This window comes from Pseudoalteromonas sp. S4492 (assembly GCF_005886115.1).
Taxonomy (GTDB): Bacteria; Pseudomonadota; Gammaproteobacteria; order Enterobacterales; family Alteromonadaceae; genus Pseudoalteromonas; species Pseudoalteromonas gelatinilytica.
Map to the genome: position 1 here is coordinate 1 of NZ_PNCP01000057.1, position 17341 is coordinate 17341.

The following is a 17341-nucleotide window of genomic DNA, read 5'->3' on the forward strand; positions in this document are numbered from 1 at the left end:
AAACCTGTCGCTACCTGCGTTAAAAATTTCTGAGTTAGAACAACTAAATAACGAAATTTTTGCCTTGCTATCAACGAGGTTTCTTTGCCTCAAAATAGACTACTAAATTAAGCGAATTGGTATGATTTTATTATTTCTGATGCTATGCATGAATAAAGGTAAGCAAGAAAGCTTGCTTACCTTTATAGGGCGTGTTTAGATTTAACTAAATTTGTTTTGGCAATTTAGTCGAAGTAAGGGCAGTAATAACTATAAATAATAGTGAGATAGCTAAACAGGCTGCTAAGCCATAAAGCTGAAACACTAAGCCTGACAACACAGTACCAATCAAGCGTCCCATGGCATTGGCCATATAATAAAACCCGACATCAAGTGATACGCCATCGGCATCAGCCATGCTAACAATTAAGTAGCTGTGCAAAGATGAGTTAATCGCGAAGACCACGCCGAACAACATCAGTCCGCCTATCAGCATTGGTTTTACTGCCCAGTCAAAACCAATGGCAAGAGCAATGGCTAAGGTGACTACCGCAAGCAAGGATGCCCACTTAACTGTTTCTGCGCTTGGTGATGTTTGCTTATTAAGCTTAATGATTTTAGGTGCAAAAGATTGCACTATTCCATAACCAATGATCCACGCAGCTATAAAAGCCCCCACGGTCCAATGATCCCAGCCAAAGGCTTGTGATAAAAACACCGGAAGTGCAACTACAAACCAAACATCACGCGCACCAAACAAGAACAATCTTGCTGCTGACAAAATGTTGATTGAACTGCTTTTTGAAAATATCTCGTTAAACTTAGGTTTGTTTTTGGCTTTGCCTAAATCATTTTTAAGTGCATAAAGACTAAAACACCACACCACCAGCAAAGTAGCAGCCATGGTTAGCATTGCGCCTTTAAACGACATTAATGTGAGAAGTAAACCACCTAAAAAGAAGCCCACACCTTTTAAGGCGTTTTTAGAGCCCGTAAGTATCGCCACCCATTTAAACAAGGTGCCTTCTTGGCCACTGGCAACCAGCATTTTAATTGAGCTTTTAGCACTCATTTTATTGAGATCTTTGGCAATGCCCGACAGCGCTTGCGCCAGCATCACATAGGCAACACTTAGCCATTCAGGGGGGACTGCCAACATGAACAAGGCTGCAACCTGTATGGCAAGGCCAATATTCATGGTTTTGTTTAAACCAAGCCTTGCGCCTAAATAGCCGCCCACTAAGTTAGTGACAACACCAAAAATCTCATAAAACAAAAACAGCATGGCAATACTCAAAGGCGAGTAGCCAAGCGCATGAAAATGCAGTACCACCAACATTCTCAATGCGCCATCTGTAAGCGTAAATGCCCAGTAATTCCCAGTGACAATTAAGTACTGCTTTATATCAGCGGGAAGATTAGCCAAACGCGTCATTGCTTTTAACCTTGTAGTGATCGCGCAACTTTACGGGCAAGTTCGGCGGTGCGGTTTGCATAACCCCATTCGTTATCGTACCAAACATACAGCTTAACTTGTGTCTCGTTGACAACCATGGTTGATAGCGCATCAACAATGCTTGAGCGTGGATCAGTTTTGTAATCGATAGAAACAAGTGGCTTTTCTTCATAGCCCAAAATACCTTTTAGCTGGCCCTCTGCGGCTTCTTGCATCCACTGGTTAATTTGCTCAGCAGTAGTGGGCTTTTCAACTTCAAACACACAGTCTGTGATTGATGCATTGGCTAACGGCACACGAACCGCGTGGCCATTTAATTTACCTTTAAGTTCAGGGAAAATATGTGTAATCGCTGTTGCAGAGCCGGTTGTAGTTGGAATTAAGCTCATGCCACATGCGCGAGCACGTCGTAAGTCTTTATGCGGCGCATCTAAGATAGTTTGCGTATTAGTAATATCGTGAATAGTGGTCATTGAACCATGTTTGATACCAATTTTTTCTTGCAATACTTTAACCACAGGCGCTAAACAGTTGGTAGTGCACGATGCGGCAGTCACAATATCGTGTTGGTTTACGTCGTATAAATCGTCGTTTACACCCATCACTATATTCAGCACACCGTCTTCTTTTACAGGGGCAGTGACAACGACTTTCTTCACACCTTGGTCAAGATATGCCTGAAGTAGTGACTTTTCTTTCATCACACCAGAGGCTTCAATAACGATATCGCAACCAGACCAATCAGTGTCTGCAATCGCTTTATTTTGTGTAACGTTAATCATCTGACCATCGATGATCACAGCGTTGTCGTTACTTTCAACCTCATGAGGCCAAATACCGTGCACCGAATCATACTTTAGTAAGTGAGCCAATGTAGCTGCGTCACCCGCTGGGTCATTAATTTGCACAAACTCAGCGTCGTCCCATGTAAACGCTGCTCTTAGCGATAAACGACCCATACGGCCAAAACCATTAATGCCTACTTTAATTGCCATTGTTAAGCTCCTACTTTTTAAAATTGTCTAACTTGTTTTACCGGGTTTGCCGACAGTTAACAGCAAACCGTTTTGTTTAATTGCAACAGCGCGTCACACGAGTTGGGCGATCATCGCCCATCGCATTTAGCCTTGCTAACTCGTTTTCTATAAAATTAGGTTCGTTTACCACGGTCGAGGTAATTGTTTGTTTCATCCACATTGGTAAGGTCGGGTTTAAAGAGTAAAACACCCACTGCTGGTGCTTTCTATCCGACAAAATGCCCTGTTTTTTAAGTTGCGCTAAATGCCTTGAAACCTTTGGCTGGCTCTGCTCATTAAGTGCCGTCATTAGTTCGCATACGCAAACCTCTTGCTCAACGGCGATTAGTAATAAGCTTTTTAAACGAATATCATCTGCAAGCGCTTTATAAAATGTGGTTGGCGAAATCGATGCTGGTTTTTCTTTGTTATGGGATTGCACAAACTGTTTGATTCGCTCATTGAGCTCTTGCAAGGTTTTTTCAAAGGCGTGGGGTTCAGGACGCGTTTTAGGATCGATAAAATCCCATGCAAGGCAATGGCTGCCATCGACGCGATTGGCGCATTCTTTGGCAGCGTCATCACATAAAGTTATGACGTAATCCAAATGGAGGTTAGTTACATCGTTTAAGTGCTTTGAGTGTAAGTCATCGGTTTTTAAACCAAAATGCTCAATCGCCGCAAGCGTACGAGGGTCTACCGCATTAGGTTCAGTACCCGCACTAAACACCTCAAACTCACCTTTACCGTGATGTTTAAGCAACGCCTCAGCCATAATTGAACGGGCTGAATTTTCTGTACATAAAAAGAGAACTTTCACGACTCACTCCATAACAATTTGGTTATATAATATTTTTGTTATATGAAGTGCGCAAGTCATTTCTCTTCTATAATGACTTAGCTTGAATTGAACTAAAGAAAGGATCTGGCGCATATGTGCGCCAGTTTAGATTTTGGCGTGTTTAGAGTGCTGATTTTGCTTGTAAAATTAAATAGCCACTCATTACTTTTTCAAGCTGGGCGTAGTCTTTTTGCTGAGTAACAGCCCCTGCTACCACCACCTGCGTTGTTGGTTCATACATCACCAAAGTGCCCCAAAAGCCACCATGTTGATAAACCAAGGTGCCGTTATAGTCTTTGGCAAATACACCTAAACGATAAGGGCTATCTGCAGGTAAGCCTGTATCCGAGAGCATGAGTGTAAGTGTTTCTGGGTGTTTAAAGACCTTACCTGAAAATAAAGCCTGATAAAATTTAGCCATACCGATTGGGCTGGCAACAAGCCCACCGCCACCATATAAATCGACTGTTGGGCTCCAATTAAACGTGTCGGTGCCATGCAAGTATTGATGTACGCGTCGAGACTCATCCACAGCAACCGTATCACCCCGTTCCCAGATCACATTTTCAATCTGGTTTTTATCGAAACTTAAATATTGGCGAACCGCTTCAGGTAGCGGTAAATCTGTCACTCTTTCAATAATGTGGCCGAGTAACACATACCCGGTATCTGAATATGAAAAACGCTCACCAGGTTTACCTACTGGGTCGCCCCACTCTACACACCCTTTAATTTGCTCACGCATCGTTATATCTTGCTGCGGGTTTGCCATTATGCCAGCTAAATACTGATCGCTTTGGGCGTGATCGTATAACCCTGCCGTGTGACTCAGCACTTGTTTAAGCGTCATTTTATCAAGGGCATAGCCATCGCTTTCAAGAAGCGCAAAAAAGTCGTCAGAAATTAACTTATCAAGCGTTGTATCAAGGTTTAATTTACCTTCTTCATGCAAACGAAGCACCATTGCCGCAGTGAAGGTTTTGGTCACACTGGCAATTCTAAATAAACTATTTGGATTAATAACTTGCGGCGCATTTTCTTTACTTTGCTTTGCCGTTGAAAAAGCATGTCCATCATCAACAATCACATGAAGTGCAAAACCTGTAAGGGGTGTTTGTTGATTTGCACTGAGAATTTGGCCCATTAAAGCATGGTGAGTCTCGAGAGATTTTGTTGGCTCAGCAGTCACTGGCAAAGCCATTAGTGATAGAGCAACAAATAAAGAGCTTAGTATTTTTTTACTTGTTTGAGAGCACCGACGATCCATAGCATGTTCCTTAAAAAAGAGTCCTTAAATAGCGCCTACAGCTTTCGAAAAAGGCAGTTAAGCAGCCTAAAAACTGCTTAACTGACATTAACAAACGACTTTCGTGTTGTCGAATTAATAAGTTAATACTATTTAGCGAGCATATTCACAGCCATAATTAGCAACAGCCCAGCAAATATTTTTTTAATAGTAGAGACGGGTAAATGATGCGTTGCTTTTGCACCTAATGGCGCGGTAAACCACGAAGTACACACAATGCCAAACAAGGCAGGCAAATAAACAAAACCAGCAAAGCCCTCTTTTAATGTAAAGTACTGACTGCCCGAGCTGATGTAACCCACTGAGCCAAATAGCGCAATGACAATACCGCAGGCCGAAGCACAGCCAATGGCTTTTTTCATATCAACCGAGAAAAACGTCAGTAACGGCACAAGGACCGCACCACCGCCAATACCTATCATGGCAGATAGACCACCCGTGATGGTTGTATAAAGTGTCAAAAGGCCTTTATTAGGTAGCGAGCATAATGTTTGGCTGTCATTTTTACTGCTGAAAATCATTTTTAATGCAATAAGCACCACACTCAGAGCGAATACAATTCGCACCACATTTGCAGGCAATAGCGAAGCCAAAAAGCCACTGATAAGAGCGCCTAGTGCAACCCCTGTCATAACCCACGGAGCCAATTGCCAAGGCACATTACCATTTTTATGGTGAGCGATAGCTGATGACGTTGAAGTAAAAAGAATTGAGGCAAGCGATGTAGCAATCGCCACCAGCACAACTTGCTCAGCAGGTAACACCTGAAAGTGCAGCAAGATCATGCTTAAAATAGGCACAATGACTAGGCCTCCACCAATCCCTAAGAGCCCCGCTAAAAAGCCCACCCCGCTACCAAGTATGGCGCAAGCAATAATAAGCACGATTAATTCATTCATTGTATTTGTCTGTGTTGTTGGTTTAGGGAGACGAGTATAACAACAATAAAGTACGGGGTTGCTCTCAAAAGTAGGGTTAAGTAGTGAATATTACTCACGTTTTATATGAAATTACTGCAACTCCAACAAACCAATTTAGAAATCCAGACGTCTGAATTAGCTTTGAAGCATTTTTTCACTATCCCTTCCTAAATGTTTTACTAAAACAGCAAATATTCATGAATCTGCCTCATGTTTTACCTGAAATAAAAACGTTTTTCTTCATGGTGATGACCACGTATAAATTTATTACCGCTGCAGAGCAACCTAAGGTTAATGACCTAGCGATTTAAGGAAGGTGAGCAGCAATCATTTATTTCAGGACTTTTGGATACATTGCCATGAACAACGATTTCAGATTTACAATTAAAAGCATTTGCCTCGACGAGAATTATCATCCGTCAAATAGCACACGACTTACCACAAACTTTGCAAACCTAGCTCGCGGTGAAAGTCGCCAACAGAATTTACGTAACGCATTAAAAATGATTGATAGTCGCTTTAATGCGCTAGCAAACTGGGATAACCCGCAAGGCAATCGCTACTCAGTAGAGCTTGAGATCATCTCTGTTGATTTAGAAATTGCACAAAGCGCAGAGGCATTCCCGTCAATTGAAGTGCTAAAAACTAATATCATTGATCACCAAATTAATGAACGTATCGAAGGTATTGTTGGTAATAACTTTTCATCTTACGTGCGCGATTATGATTTTAGTGTACTGCTGCTTGATCATAACAAAGCGAAAAACGAATTTAGCATTCCCGAAAACTTTGGTGACTTACACGGTAAACTCTTTAAATACTTTATTGACTCAGAGACTTACAAACAGCACTTTAAAAAACCACCGGTTATTTGTTTAAGCGTGTCTGACAACAAAACGTACCATCGCACAGAAAACCAACACCCAATTTTAGGTGCTGAGTACCAACCAAATGAGTCGTCATTAACCGAGCAATACTTTAAAAAAATGGGCTTGCAGGTACGCTATTTTATGCCACCAAACACTGTTGCTCCGCTGGCGTTTTATTTCTTTGGTGACTTGCTGAACGATTACACCAACTTAGAGTTGATCAGCACGATTAGCACCATGGAAACATTCCAGAAAATCTACCGTCCAGAAATTTATAACGCCAATGCCGTGGCGGGTAGTTGCTATCAACCAAATTTAAGAAACGCCGATCACTCGATCACGCAAATTGTCTACGACCGTGAAGAGCGCAGCCAACTTGCGATTGCACAAGGTAAATTTACTGAGCAGCACTTTATTAAGCCTTATCAATCAGTACTTGAGAAATGGTCTGCCAACTACGCGATTTAAAGAGAGTAAAAATGAGAAAGTTATTACCCACATCGACAGCTGGCAGCTTACCAAAACCTGCTTGGCTTGCTGAGCCTGAAACCTTATGGTCGCCTTGGAAATTGCAAGGCGCAGAGCTTATCGACGGCAAACAAGACGCGCTGCGTGTTGCCTTACAAGAGCAACAACAAGCTGGCGTTGATATCGTGAGCGACGGCGAGCAAACTCGCCAACACTTTGTAACGACCTTTATCGAACACTTAAATGGCGTTGATTTTGAAAACCGTAAAACAGTGACCATTCGTAATCGCTACGAAGCCAGTGTACCAAGTGTAATTGGCCCGGTATCACGCAGTAAACCGGTGTTTGTTGAAGATGCTAAGTTTTTACGTTCGCAGACCAAGCAACCTATAAAATGGGCGCTGCCAGGCCCTATGACCATGATTGACACCTTGTATGACGCCCACTATCAAAGCCGTGAACAACTAGCATGGGAATTTGCCAAAATCCTCAATCAAGAAGCGAAAGAGCTCGAAGCTGCGGGTGTTGATATTATTCAATTTGATGAGCCTGCGTTTAATGTGTTCTTCGATGATGTTAATGACTGGGGCATAAAGTGCCTAGAAAGAGCAATCGAAGGCTTAAAGTGCGAAACCGCCGTGCACATTTGCTACGGCTATGGCATTAAAGCCAACACTGATTGGAAACAAACACTGGGCAATGAATGGCGTCAATACGAAGAAGTATTCCCGAAACTTCAAAAGTCGAATATCGATATTATTTCACTTGAGTGCCACAACTCTCGCGTGCCTATTGAACTATTAGCACTCATACGCGGCAAAAAAGTGATGGTTGGTGCCATTGATGTAGCAAGCAATGAAATCGAAACCCCTGATGAAGTGGCACAGACATTACGCGAAGCCCTGAAATATGTTGATGCCGACAAGCTTTACCCATGTACAAACTGCGGTATGGCTCCCCTCCCTCGCCACATAGCAAGCGCCAAGCTTAGTGCGCTAAGTAAAGGCGCAGAGATTGTGAGGGGAGAGGTTTTAGGGGCTAGGATTTAGGCTCTGGGCTCTGGGCTCTAGGCTCTAGGCTCTAGGCTCTAGGCTTTAGGAGTAGTTAGCGAGTTATTAGGGGAAAGGGGAAAGTTGCGAGGATCGAGATTCGAGGTTCGAGTTACGAGGTTCGAGATGCGAGGGTCGAGATGCGAGGATCGAGATGCGAGGATCGAGATGCGAGGATCGAGGTGCGCGTCTACCTCACCCCTAGTCGCCATAAATGACGACCTTGTAGGTCAGGCTTTAGTCCGTCAGATTTTATATTTGGTATGGACCTGATTGTGTAGTAGTGATTTCACATCGCGTTTTTACCTCGCCCATCGTATCTCGTATTTCGTTTCTCGTATTTCGTTTCTCGTATTTCGCCCATCGTATCTCGCCTCTCGTATTTCGTTTCTAGTTTCTCGTATTTCGTTTCTCGTAATATTTATCAATGCCACAGCATAAAGCCGCTGCTACAACGTAGGCGTGAAACTTGTTTCGCGCATTCTATCCTCTAACGACTATTAACTAACTACTTCCCCTCCCCCTAATGCTTTTAAACCAACCCGTTCAGAAAGAGTTAATCCAAAAGCTGCAAAATTGAATTGGCTAGATTAATTATTTTTTGCTAGATTTCAGTTGTACCCAATGGATGGGCAAAAATTGAGGGATTAATATGAACGAATTTGATATTTTCATCAGAAATATTGTCTTGGATTGTATTCGTGAGCAAGGCACCTGTAGCGACATTTGCGAAGAAGACGAGCAATTAACTTTCTATGTCGACATTGAAAACCACGACAATGTGATATCGCATAAACAGTTTAAAGTAACCTACCCAATTAGTTATTCGATTCAGTCAGCACTTAAACATGAAATTGATTTACTGAGATATTTAGACTCTGGTGAAATAAGAACGCCCTTTACAACGGATATTGTCGAAGTACTTAAATCTGAGTTACAAGCCTTTATGTTCAGCAACAAACCCCGTGGCGAATACCATATTTGCTAATTCTTGATTTATAGCCTGATGCAAAACAATCAGGCTATAACTTAACTAACTCACCATTATAAATACGGTAGCGTAAAGTGGTTTTCTTGCTAGGGCAGCAACGAGGATCACTTTCATCATATGTACGTATTTGTATGGCAAGCTCTTCGCCAATCTTTTTCGTACTATCTACTACGCCGTTAAAAGAAATAGACGACAACTCGCTATAACCATCACCCCGAACCTTAATTAGAGTCAACTTCTCTAACCAAACATTGCCTGTTTGATAAATCCAAAATATAGAGACTCTGCCATCACTATGCTCATAAAAACGCTTTAATTGGCCAATTTCATTATCAGAGACTAACTCTAGGACGTGGTCTTTATATTGGCTCTGAATAAACGCATCAACTTGCTGCTGTATTTGCTGTTCGGCAGCATTTCCTGTCAGAGATATAAAAAGTGTTATTAATCCAAAACTTTTCAACACAAAACTATGGGTCTTTGATTTGTTATTTTCAGACAACCCCATTGTTTACTCCATTGATAAATGTTTGTTGAAAAACTTGGTTTAATTAGTTTGATAATAAAAACTTGTCTTGGAGAGCGGTTTGATTATGTCGTACTCTAGGCCAAAAGCATTTCTATCACCGCTTTTAGGTATAGTGTATTTCTCTAAAAGGACTACTCCCCAATGATTATCGCTAAGGCCACCAAAGATCACATTGACGCTGTCATACTCATCTTTTGTAATAGCTGCAACCTTATACTCAACCATTAAATCTCTGAGTTCTTGTGTATCAGCTGATAGCTCCATCAAGTTTGGCTCTGCATCAGGGCTTAAAATTTTATAATCGGCAGAGGGTACAAACCCAGCATATTTTGATGGTGTATAGCTTATTAATTGGGTGGGAGAATAAAAAGTATTGTTAACACGGTACACGTGCGGCGCAGATTGCTGTACAAGTTTTAAAGTTTGGCTATTTTTAAATGCCAAAATCTCTGCCTCCGATACATCTAAAAATGACCGAATTAACTTAAGTCTTTGTTCAGTACACTTTTCTTTTTTACAAATAACTAAATTTGGAAGTTTTGTTCCAACTTGCTCTTTAACATTTAAAAACTGGCTACCAAGCACACCTAAGTTAAAGTTAGTGAACGCTTGCTTATCTTTGTCATTTGTAAATTTAGTTGCATGAATATCAAAGATGCTAAACGGATAAAAAGAGGGTAAGTAGGCAAGCTCTAAATCGGTTTGCGGCATCATTTCATCCATGTGCTTTAATACCGCGCGATACTCTTTATCTATTTCATCATTAAAATAGTCTGGTCTTTCAGCCAGTGCTGTAACAGAAAATAAAAAAGCACTGCAAAGTAATATTTTGTTTAACATGAAAAATACATCCTTTTAATTAAAACTATTTAAAGTAACCATACCATTTTAGGTACGCAATTCCATTACTTTGTGTTGAGCTAATTTCAAACCCCAAAAGCAACCAAGCATAGCTTAAAGCATTAAATTATTTATATTTTTTCAACGTAAAATCTTATAAACAATAATTTCATTATGCTAAGCTAGCTGCAATTATAAGAAAATATCATTGATTGGTATCAGAGTAGCTGTATGGAGTAATGCTCAAATGATAAGGATATTGTGCTTGTTGCTATTTTTTGCAACCAATGTGGCTGCAAAGGATGTTCAGAGTGAAATCAGCCGTGCTCTTCACGGTTATACAACATATTCTGAATCTGTCGAAATTTTAGCTAGATTAGAAAAGCAAATGCCTTATGAAAATGCGCTAGATGATGCGCAAGTGATGGCGTTTAAATGTTGGTTTTCCAATCCTTCAACTCCTAACGGGATTAGTGAATATAAACAGTTTCTAGAAACAGCCAAACCAGTCATTCATCAAGCAAATAATTTAAACTTAATACAGGAACTTGCTGTCTGTGAAGCAAGTCAAGAGTATACGCAAGGTAACTACCAGAAAGCTCTCGAACACTTAAAACCAATAATTAACATACCGTCATTAGACGAAATAACCTCTTCAAAAAAACTCTCAATTATTGCTCTGGCCCACATAGTACTTAACCGTATTCAGTTAGCTAAAGGCAACTATCAAGAGGCATTCGACTCTGCTAAAACTGCTTATCAGTTATTTGAAAAAGCAGGTAATGACTACGAAAAAGCCCTCGCATTAAAAGAAATTGCCGATATTCATATAGCTTTGTACAACTATGAACTTGCAATTGAACAACTGAAGCGAGCCAAATTAGCGTTAACGAAATTCAATGAGCAAGAGCAGTACAAAGTAGCGGATCAACTCGCGTATGCCTATGAAGAAAAAGGCGACTTAATAAAGGCTATTGAGCTATACGAGTCGATTAAAAAAGATGTTCGCCGTTTCGAAAGCGACAACGGATATGCTTACATATTAATTAAACTTACAGAACTCAATATAAAACTTAATAGTTTATCTCAGGCTGAGTCATATCTAACGGAGTTGAACACGCTCTCGGTTACTGACAGCTGGATTTTGACTCTTTACAACTTCACTAAATCAGAATGGTACTTGGCTACAGCTCAGTTGCAAGCTGCCCTTTCATCTCATGAGAAGATAACCGCCGGGCAACAACAATCTTGGCCCGAGAGCTTAAAGGAGCGTTATTTAAATTTAACCTCTCAGCTTGCAGCTGCAACAGGAGATACTTCCTTACAAATAGCATCTCAACAACAATTAATCGCTTTAATTAAAGATAAACAACAAGCTATCGCAAATAACACTCTTATTTCTGCCAGATTAAACTTTAATTATGAACAGCAGATCCTTGAGATTTCTCGTTTAGAGCTTGAGTCAAAGCTACAACAAAAACTTTTAGCTGTAGCCGAAGATAAGTCTTTTTGGCAAGGCTTAACTGTGATGATAACTTGCGTGTGTTTACTCTTATTCGCCGTTTATACATTCAAACAAGTTCGCCAGAAAAAGTACTTTGAAATACTCGCTTTAAAAGATGAACTAACAGGCATAGCGAATCGAAGAGCTATATTAAATTTAAAACGAAGCGTCATGCTGCAAAACAAACTAAATCAACAAGTCAGCTCATTAATTTCTATCGATATCGATCATTTTAAAGCGGTCAATGATCAATATGGTCACGATATTGGTGATGAATTAATCATTTCCATAACCAATACGATTGTGCAAACAGTCCGTTGTTCTGATCGGGTAGGTCGTGTCGGCGGCGAAGAGTTTTTAATTGTGCTTGAGAATCAATCTTTAGAGCATGCAAAAGATATTGCCGAGCGTATTAGGCTTTCTGTTGCCGAAAAGGAACACACATCATTGTCTATAAGCGCAACGATAAGTTTAGGTGTTATAGAAATTGCACCAAATGAAACATCTGAACAGGCAGCCAAAAGAGTCGACTTACACCTTTATGAAGCAAAAAGAGGAGGGCGAAATGCTGTTTATTCTTAGTTTTAAGAAGGAGTTCAACAACAATCAAAAAAGACAGACTAATATCCGACCAAACGAATCAAACATTCAACTTTTCTCTGTTTCTGAAATAAATAATCCGCAATATGACAATAGTCATAATTCTGTCATCTAACTGATCAATAATTGACGCTAATTTAATCAGTTAACGTAATGAAGAAGTAATGGACAGTGCCTTGGTGCAACTTTCGTTTGCACTCCCCTCTAGTGAAGATCCTTTATGTGCTGCGCTTGCGCATACTATGGAATATGAACAATTGCATTTTGCGGCTAATGAGCAAAAGCGTGTTGTATTTTGTTGTGTGCTGCCAGATGATGCCCATGAAGGTGATGTGATCTCTATCAGTGCAACGCGCCCTGATGCACGTGAGTCTGCGTATTTTACTGCACACACTTTAACGCAACACGATCTAGAGCAGCACGTTATTATGCTTACCTTAGAAAACGTTACTCACAGTGGTGAATTTGTATTGCAATTAATGCTACACGGCATGCATGCAACTCTTAAAGACAGCGCCCAATTTGATGTCAGCATTGCAGCAAGCACATCACCAGAGCTATTAACTTCTGAGCAAGCTAAAAACCATGGCTTACGCCATTACATCAGTAATATTGGCGCAAGCTTTTTAGCTTTTTTTTAGTCAGCAAAGCTAATTTTACCCATGGTAATATCGGGGATCCCTTGCTCGGTATTACCAAAGCGTTGTTGCCCGCCCGACAAACATTCGTTCGCTAAAATAGCAAATAACACGGCTTCTTTTGCATCTGGATTTATCCCCAACGAATCGGTGTTATTTATCACAGAAAGCGCTGGGCAATTAGCCAAAATAATGTCCATTAATAATGGGTTATGAACTCCACCACCACTGGCGTATACAGCCACATCGGTCAAGCCTTCGCTGCATTGGTTAATTGCTTTAGCAATCATTACCCCTGAAAACTGCACTAAAGTTGCCATCACATCAAAGTGCGATAAGTTCTGCGTATTCGAGCGTGCTTGTGCTGCGGCTAAATAGTCTAGATTAAACACTTCTGGCCCGGTGGTTTTTGGAAAACCTAAAGCAAAAAACGCATCATCACATAGCGCTGCGAGTAAATCTTCACTTACCGTGCCTTTTGCTGCAATAGTGGCATCTTTATCATAATGAAGTGGAGCAAAATAACGCTGTATATAGGCATCCATAATGGTATTACCTGGGCCTATATCAGAGCTAAAAACCGCTCGTGCATCTGCAGATTTAGGTAAGTAGGTTAAGTTTGCAATGCCGCCCATATTTAGCAATATACGGTTTTCGCTGGTACTTGTGAAATACAAGTAGTCACCATATACCGCAAGCGGTGCACCTTCGCCACCCGCTGCAATGTGCTTTTGTCTAAAATCAGCGATGGTCGTAATACCTGCAGTCACCGCTAAATGATCGCTGTCACCAATTTGTAGTGTTGCATTGCCATATTCTGCACGCTTGTGTTGGTTTTTAGGGCAGTGATAAATAGTTTGTCCGTGGCTGGCAATCACATCAACAAGTTCTTTTGCTACTCCCCAGCTGGCTAACGTTTTGGCAACCATTTCACCATGTAATTGACCAATCCAAGGATTGAGTAAAGTGACTTCTTCAAGATCACATTCGCGTTTGGCGAACACTCGTTTCACACGCATTTTATAATCATCGTCGTAGTCTACCGTCGTAAACTTTAATACTTCTACATGAGTATCCATGCCCTGCCCTGATACTTCGCATAGCGCGATATCAAGACCATCTAATGAGGTGCCACTCATTAGACCAATTATTAATTTTCTTTCTTTTTTTGCGCTTAAATACAGTTTTTCAATATGTTGATGCATAAATAAATCACTTAAAATCAGCTTATTAGATGTAAATAAGCGGGTTGACGAATTGGAATAGTTTATATTTTAAAATAATAGATTTAAAGAATAATTATTGCAAAGACTTTTAAATTGCTTTAAAACTGTACCGGTGAGCTCCCCAAAAGGAGAACACACAAGCATCATAACAAAAAGTATGACTCATTAAATTAACTAAATGGTCTAGGTCAGACACCAACCTGCGTTGATTTAAATGATAAAACGCAAGGGAATCACCATGAAAGCAAATACATCAACAGGGCATCGCTCACTATTGCTGCTCTCTCCTTTAGCTCTCGCTGTAAGTTCAGTAATTAGTTATGCCCACGCAGAAGAAAGCACTGAAGCAAAAAAACCTGAAGTGATCACCGTAACGGGTTCACGTATTCAACGTACCGAGCTGGTCTCAAGTAGTCCAGTGGTGAGCGTTGATGAAGCACAAATTCACCTAGACCGTGCAGTGAACGTTGAAGATATTACCGCAAAACTGCCACAAGCTGCGGCGGGTGCCAACAGCACAGGTGCCACAGTCGGTGACTCATTTGGCTCATCAACGATTGATTTACGCGGCCTTGGCCAAAACCGTACATTGGTACTTATTGACGGCACTCGCGCGGTACCATTTAGTTTTCGTAACTCGGTTGACGTGAATACTATTCCTGCCGGTTTAATTAAACGTGTTGATGTATTAACAGGTGGTGCAGCAGCAGTTTACGGCGCCGATGCGGTAGCCGGTGTTGTTAACTTTGTTTTAGACGATGATTTTACTGGCGCTGAATTCTCAACCAGTTACGAAAGTGCCGACGGTGGTAACGAAAAGCTTAACTTTGAAGCAATTTTTGGTGGTGACATCGCAGATGGTCGCGGCCATGTAACAGGCTATATTGGTTACACCGAACGAAAAGAGCTGTTAGCTGGCGAGCGTGACTATGCGCTTGAAAACTCAACAGCAATGATCAACAGCGGTGGTTATTATACTGACGTTGCCTCAGGCAACAGTATCGGTATTGCTGATTCTGGTGCTGTAACAAGTGAGCGTCAAACAACTGATTTCACAGCTGACCGTTATTTAACTCAACCGATGGACCGTTTTTCTGCGGGCTTATTATTTGACGTTGATGTGAGCGACAGTGCCATTGCCTATGGCCGCGCAATGTATTCTAAAGTGACCGTAAATGGTGCGGGTGCCAGTGGCCAAACACCGATTTTTGTTAACGAACAAGTGACCCTCACGCAAGACAACGCCTATATTCCTGATGAACTACGTGACCAACTCACGTTTGATAGCGAAGGCAATGCCCTTGTTAATGTTGAACGTAACCTGGGTTTAGGTGTGCAACACACCGAAGCTGTGCGTGATTCAATGCAATTTCAACTGGGTTTAAAAGGTGATATTACTGACTACTTACGTTATGACGTATATGGCCAGTACGGCAAAACGGATGAAGTGGCCACCATTTACAACAACGCATACCGCAATGATAACAGCGGTAATAGTCGCTTTGCTGCCCTTGCAAATTCAGTGGATATTTTTGATCCCAACCTTGATTTCAGCGACTTTAGCGATCCGCTGCTTTATACCACTCGCGACCGTACTCAAAGTGTGATCTCAGCAACGCTATCGGGTGATTCTGGGTTCTTATTTGAATTACCAGCCGGTGCTATCGATTTTGCAATCGGTTATGAATACCGTAAAGAAACCGGTAAACAAACACCGGGCGATGCATTTAGAAACGGCACCAGCTTTGCGTCTATCAGCGCATTTGATATGGACGCAAGCTTTAGCTCTGAAGAGTTCTACGCTGAAATTTTAGTACCTATCTTAGTTGATAAACCTTTTGCTGAAGAGCTTAGCTTTGAAGGTGCCTACCGTATTTCTGATTACTCAAATACCGAAGCAGAAGACACTTACAAACTAGGTATCAACTGGGCAATAAACAGCGACATTCGTATTCGCGCCAACCGCTTAACCGCGTTTAGAGCACCTAACTTAGGTGAGTTTGCCAGCCCAATCACAGCGCTATCGTTATCGTTATTTGACCAAAATAGCGACCAGTTTGTGCCACGACTAGCAGGGCGTTATAACGGCGATCCATGTTTACTGGGCACCGGTGATGCGACTCAATGTGCTGCGTTTGGTGCGCCACCTGTTGGCACCGAGTTTGATTCAAGTACCGCAGAGTACACCTATGGTGGTAACCCGAATATTAAACCTGAGCAAGCTGAATCAGATACATTAGGCATTGTTTATACACCTAGCTATTTAGAAGGCTTTGATTTATCACTCGATTACTACAGTATTCGTGTAACAGATGCGGTAAGCCAAATTCAACCAGGTGCTGCACTGCAAAGCTGTTATGTTGATGACCCGAATCCGAATAACCCATTGTGTGGTGCGGTACTTCGCGATCCAAACACTGGCTTTATTAGTACAGCCATCGTTAATGACTTTAACTTAGCCGCGATTGAGCAAGAAGGTATCGACGTTGCAGCAAATTATGTCATTGATGCACCTGAGCAAATGGGTGGTCGTTTTAGATTCTCGTACCAAGGTAACTTTGTTACTAAACAAACCCGTCAAAACAACAGTACGGTGGCTGAAATTGACTGTAAGGGAACTTATGGCAGCGCCTGTTCGGGTGACTTTGCGAGTATCCTGCAAGCTGATTACAAACACCGCGCAAGCATTGATTGGCAGTTAGATAACATGAACTTCCAACTTGGCTGGCGCAGAATCGGTGAAGTAGAGTATGCTGTCGACCGTTCAGAAACAATCTCAGCACAAAATTACTTAGATTTTGCCGCTGCATGGCAAGTTAATGAGGAACTTGCTGTTAACTTTGGTGTCGATAACTTATTAGACCGTGAACCACCAACACCTGAAGTAGGCGCAAACCACTTTAACACAGTAAGTGATTATAGTGTGATTGGCCGCTCAGTCGGTGTTTCACTGAGATATGCCCCAAGCTTCTAATTAATCCTACTGTTTTAGCTACACAGGATTGATCCCCTCAAGCGCACCCTGCCCGGTGCGCTTTTTTATCGCCAGAATAATTTGAGCTAAATCACTAAGACGATAATTTATACAAACTTTGTATAAAAATCGTTC

The 17341-nt window shown here is 41.5% G+C and carries 14 protein-coding genes; 6 read left to right on the forward strand and 8 right to left on the reverse strand.

The window, feature by feature from the left end; all coding sequences use genetic code 11:
• Nucleotides 1–205: 205 nt before the first annotated feature.
• The 5 genes from arsJ to CWC28_RS17950 all read right to left on the reverse strand — a co-directional run bounded on the left by arsJ (nucleotide 206) and on the right by CWC28_RS17950 (nucleotide 5497).
• A complete protein-coding gene (arsJ, locus tag CWC28_RS17930; RefSeq protein WP_138625540.1) occupies nucleotides 206–1414 on the reverse strand; it encodes an organoarsenical effux MFS transporter ArsJ in 1209 nt (402 codons plus the stop codon).
• A gap of 5 nt (nucleotides 1415–1419) precedes the next feature.
• Nucleotides 1420–2430 carry an ArsJ-associated glyceraldehyde-3-phosphate dehydrogenase gene (locus tag CWC28_RS17935; RefSeq protein ID WP_138625541.1) on the reverse strand — a complete coding sequence of 337 codons (1011 nt, stop codon included), beginning with the start codon at nucleotides 2428–2430 and terminating at the stop codon, nucleotides 1420–1422.
• 76 nt (nucleotides 2431–2506) lie between these two features.
• Complete coding sequence (locus CWC28_RS17940; RefSeq protein WP_063704131.1) at nucleotides 2507–3271, reverse strand: metalloregulator ArsR/SmtB family transcription factor; 765 nt, start codon at nucleotides 3269–3271, stop codon at nucleotides 2507–2509.
• Between the two features lie 142 nt (nucleotides 3272–3413).
• Nucleotides 3414–4559 carry a serine hydrolase domain-containing protein gene (locus CWC28_RS17945; RefSeq protein WP_138625542.1) on the reverse strand — a complete coding sequence of 382 codons (1146 nt, stop codon included), beginning with the start codon at nucleotides 4557–4559 and terminating at the stop codon, nucleotides 3414–3416.
• A gap of 128 nt (nucleotides 4560–4687) precedes the next feature.
• Nucleotides 4688–5497 (reverse strand): sulfite exporter TauE/SafE family protein, encoded by an 810-nt coding sequence (locus tag CWC28_RS17950; protein WP_138625543.1) that lies wholly within the window; start codon nucleotides 5495–5497, stop codon nucleotides 4688–4690.
• Between the two features lie 380 nt (nucleotides 5498–5877).
• Here CWC28_RS17950 and CWC28_RS17955 point away from each other — a divergent pair, with 380 nt between their 5' ends.
• The 3 genes from CWC28_RS17955 (at nucleotide 5878) to CWC28_RS17965 (ending at nucleotide 8892) form a co-directional block, all read left to right on the forward strand.
• The gene (locus tag CWC28_RS17955) at nucleotides 5878–6855 is read left to right on the forward strand and encodes a DUF1852 domain-containing protein (RefSeq protein ID WP_138625544.1); all 978 of its coding nucleotides are present in this window, start codon (nucleotides 5878–5880) and stop codon (nucleotides 6853–6855) included.
• Nucleotides 6856–6866: 11 nt separating this feature from the next.
• Nucleotides 6867–7904, forward strand: a complete 1038-nt coding sequence (locus tag CWC28_RS17960) for a methionine synthase (RefSeq protein WP_138625545.1) — start codon at nucleotides 6867–6869, stop codon at nucleotides 7902–7904.
• Between the two features lie 652 nt (nucleotides 7905–8556).
• The gene (locus tag CWC28_RS17965) at nucleotides 8557–8892 is read left to right on the forward strand and encodes a hypothetical protein (protein ID WP_063704120.1); all 336 of its coding nucleotides are present in this window, start codon (nucleotides 8557–8559) and stop codon (nucleotides 8890–8892) included.
• Nucleotides 8893–8926: 34 nt separating this feature from the next.
• Here the strand turns inward: CWC28_RS17965 and CWC28_RS17970 are convergent, their stop codons facing one another.
• Both CWC28_RS17970 and CWC28_RS17975 read right to left on the reverse strand, forming a co-directional pair.
• Nucleotides 8927–9403 carry a hypothetical protein gene (locus CWC28_RS17970; protein ID WP_138625546.1) on the reverse strand — a complete coding sequence of 159 codons (477 nt, stop codon included), beginning with the start codon at nucleotides 9401–9403 and terminating at the stop codon, nucleotides 8927–8929.
• 39 nt (nucleotides 9404–9442) lie between these two features.
• On the reverse strand, nucleotides 9443–10264 hold the full coding sequence (locus CWC28_RS17975) for a hypothetical protein (RefSeq protein WP_249324983.1): 822 nt from the start codon (nucleotides 10262–10264) through the stop codon (nucleotides 9443–9445).
• A 208-nt stretch (nucleotides 10265–10472) separates the two neighbouring features.
• On the opposite strand from CWC28_RS17975, the gene CWC28_RS17980 reads away from it, so the two are divergent.
• A complete protein-coding gene (locus CWC28_RS17980) occupies nucleotides 10473–12350 on the forward strand; it encodes a GGDEF domain-containing protein (RefSeq protein WP_138625547.1) in 1878 nt (625 codons plus the stop codon).
• A 182-nt stretch (nucleotides 12351–12532) separates the two neighbouring features.
• Entirely contained in the window at nucleotides 12533–13009 is a 477-nt protein-coding gene (locus CWC28_RS17985; protein ID WP_105181641.1) for a hypothetical protein, read from the forward strand.
• Here the strand turns inward: CWC28_RS17985 and CWC28_RS17990 are convergent.
• Nucleotides 13006–14211, reverse strand: a complete 1206-nt coding sequence (locus CWC28_RS17990) for an anhydro-N-acetylmuramic acid kinase (RefSeq protein ID WP_063704066.1) — start codon at nucleotides 14209–14211, stop codon at nucleotides 13006–13008. The two genes, CWC28_RS17985 and CWC28_RS17990, sit on opposite strands and share 4 nt — an antisense overlap.
• Nucleotides 14212–14470: 259 nt before the next feature.
• Here CWC28_RS17990 and CWC28_RS17995 point away from each other — a divergent pair, with 259 nt between their 5' ends.
• Complete coding sequence (locus tag CWC28_RS17995) at nucleotides 14471–17206, forward strand: TonB-dependent receptor domain-containing protein (RefSeq protein ID WP_138625548.1); 2736 nt, start codon at nucleotides 14471–14473, stop codon at nucleotides 17204–17206.
• Nucleotides 17207–17341: the final 135 nt, after the last annotated feature.

Bases quoted from the DNA above. Each gene is read 5' to 3' on its own strand.
- CWC28_RS17975 (WP_249324983.1), bottom strand. From the start codon at position 10,264: ATGTTAAACAAAATATTACTTTGCAGTGCTTTTTTATTTTCTGTTACA.
- CWC28_RS17965 (WP_063704120.1), top strand. From the start codon at position 8,557: ATGAACGAATTTGATATTTTCATCAGAAATATTGTCTTGGATTGTATT.
- CWC28_RS17935 (WP_138625541.1), bottom strand. From the start codon at position 2,430: ATGGCAATTAAAGTAGGCATTAATGGTTTTGGCCGTATGGGTCGTTTA.
- CWC28_RS17995 (WP_138625548.1), top strand. From the start codon at position 14,471: ATGAAAGCAAATACATCAACAGGGCATCGCTCACTATTGCTGCTCTCT.
- CWC28_RS17970 (WP_138625546.1), bottom strand. From the start codon at position 9,403: ATGGGGTTGTCTGAAAATAACAAATCAAAGACCCATAGTTTTGTGTTG.
- CWC28_RS17960 (WP_138625545.1), top strand. From the start codon at position 6,867: ATGAGAAAGTTATTACCCACATCGACAGCTGGCAGCTTACCAAAACCT.
- CWC28_RS17985 (WP_105181641.1), top strand. From the start codon at position 12,533: ATGGACAGTGCCTTGGTGCAACTTTCGTTTGCACTCCCCTCTAGTGAA.
- CWC28_RS17945 (WP_138625542.1), bottom strand. From the start codon at position 4,559: ATGGATCGTCGGTGCTCTCAAACAAGTAAAAAAATACTAAGCTCTTTA.
- arsJ (WP_138625540.1), bottom strand. From the start codon at position 1,414: ATGACGCGTTTGGCTAATCTTCCCGCTGATATAAAGCAGTACTTAATT.
- CWC28_RS17990 (WP_063704066.1), bottom strand. From the start codon at position 14,211: ATGCATCAACATATTGAAAAACTGTATTTAAGCGCAAAAAAAGAAAGA.
- CWC28_RS17950 (WP_138625543.1), bottom strand. From the start codon at position 5,497: ATGAATGAATTAATCGTGCTTATTATTGCTTGCGCCATACTTGGTAGC.
- CWC28_RS17955 (WP_138625544.1), top strand. From the start codon at position 5,878: ATGAACAACGATTTCAGATTTACAATTAAAAGCATTTGCCTCGACGAG.